The sequence below is a fragment of the Variovorax sp. YR266 genome (assembly GCF_900107295.1).
Classification (GTDB): Bacteria; Pseudomonadota; Gammaproteobacteria; order Burkholderiales; family Burkholderiaceae_C; genus Variovorax.
The window spans coordinates 1-1,852 of record NZ_FNPM01000045.1; the positions used below are offsets into that span (position 1 = coordinate 1).

Sequence of the window (1,852 nt, forward strand, 5' to 3'; positions counted from 1 at the left end):
CTGATCGCGGAGGTGGGCAGCGGGGGCACGAACAGTGCGGGGCAGAGCCAGTACATCTACCTGCCGACGGGCAATGGGCCGATGCCGGTTGCGGCCATCGTCAACGGCGCCACCTATGCCATCCACAGCGATCACCTGAACACGCCGCGCAAGCTGACGAACGAGGATGGCCAGGCGGTCTGGCAGTGGGGCTACAGCGCGTTCGGGGAGGACAAGCCGACGACAGCAAAGAATAGGTTCGCCAACACGGAGACCACACCCAATCCGGGCACGACCAGCATCTCGGAGGTGAAGTTCAACCTGAGGTATCCGGGCCAATATTCAGACGACGAGTCAGGGCTCTTCTACAACTACTTCCGCAGCTATGACGCTAGAACGGGCAGGTATAGCCAACCGGATCCAATTGGACTAGGTGGGGGATGGAATAGACGGACCTATGGGCTTAACAATCCATTGCGATATACCGATCCAGATGGGTTGCTGGTGGAGGTCGGCCCAGTAGCTGTTGGAGGCGGCGTCCTGGCTATTGGCTGCTCGTTGTCCAAAGGCTGTCGCAAAGCGATGAATGACGTTGCTCAGTCCTGTGGACGAGCCGTTGATTGGCTGAAAGATCGGATGTTCTCTGATGGGGGAGTTTCACCAGATCCTGAATCCGGGCGCGATCCTGATCGCGGGGACTTAACCAAAGCTGGGCGTGCTCAGCAGAAGCATGGGGATCGTCAGGGCAGTGCATTTGATCCGGCAAGAGGCACGCCGGCAGACAAGAACGAGCAAGGGCAAAAGACTTTAGATGGCATAGTGAACTCGCCTAGTCGCGTTGACAAGCCCAACCGACATGGCGGTACAGACGTCCATGAGAGCCCTGGCGGGCGTGGAGCCCGATTTGGGCCGGACGGAAAATTCACCGGCTTCCTCGAACCATAAAGGACCAGACATGAAGAACGGAAAATGGGAAATAACCATCCTGAGCGACGTCGGATACGAGCATCTCGTTGCAGAGATGAGTTTTGATGGTCAGTTTGTGTTGCTGTTAGATCGCGAGCAAGGTCGAGAGAACGTGTGTGTCGCATTTCCGACCAAAGACGGGAAGCTGGGTTCACGTATTGCACTCTCCGAGTTCATGGAACAGTTGCAAGCGGCGGCAGTTGACCTCTGCCGTTGAAGGAGGGCATGGGTTGCTACCGGTTTCGTGGAAGCTGACCTAGACCTCTTGAGATTTCTTGAACGCATGGGACAGACGAACCCGGGCATCGATAGTCTCGAAGGCATTCATTGCACACCGCCTTTACTCAAGGCAACACGCAATAACTGCATTGTGGTGTCGGCCTTTTCAATCCGCCGCTCCAGTTCCTCATTGACCACCCGCACCAGCGCGCCGAGTTCAATGCGAGTCGGATAGACCTCTTGCGATTCGAAGGAAACGGGGATGCCCCTACAGCTGTAGCCGAACCTCGATGTTGGAGGGAATCAGGGGCGCGGCCGGGCGTGCCCTGCGTTGGTTCGAACACGGAGAGGTAGAACCGACTCTTATCTCGAATGTGCAGGCGTACGGACAAGGTGCGAGCGCGGGCAACGATGGACTCGGCTTGCGCGACCGCGTGCCGCTCAACAGTCGTTCACCGACAACAGCAATCTCGAGAGGATTGCGTACTTTCCTGTTCATCTCATCGGCGGCACTCTCAATGCCATCGATTTGTTGTTGTTGGTGCGTGCCCTCTCAGCTAATCTGAAACAACTTGTACGGAGTGCGCTGCGTGGTAAGCGTCGTCTCAGCACCCTCTTTTTTTGCTGAGGGCTGATGTGCAGGATCGGTGGTCCATGCACGCCGCGATGGTGTGCATGAAGAACCGCT

2 protein-coding genes are annotated in these 1,852 nt (G+C 57.0%); both read left to right on the top strand.

From position 1 onward, the window contains the following. Positions 1 to 924, top strand: a 924-nt coding sequence (locus BLW48_RS34840; protein WP_093180251.1) for an RHS repeat-associated core domain-containing protein, incomplete at its 5' end; no start/stop codon positions are given. 10 nt (positions 925 to 934) lie between these two features. Continuing rightward, the gene (locus BLW48_RS34845) at positions 935 to 1,162 is read left to right on the top strand and encodes a hypothetical protein (protein ID WP_093180253.1); all 228 of its coding nucleotides are present in this window, start codon (positions 935 to 937) and stop codon (positions 1,160 to 1,162) included. Positions 1,163 to 1,852: the final 690 nt, after the last annotated feature.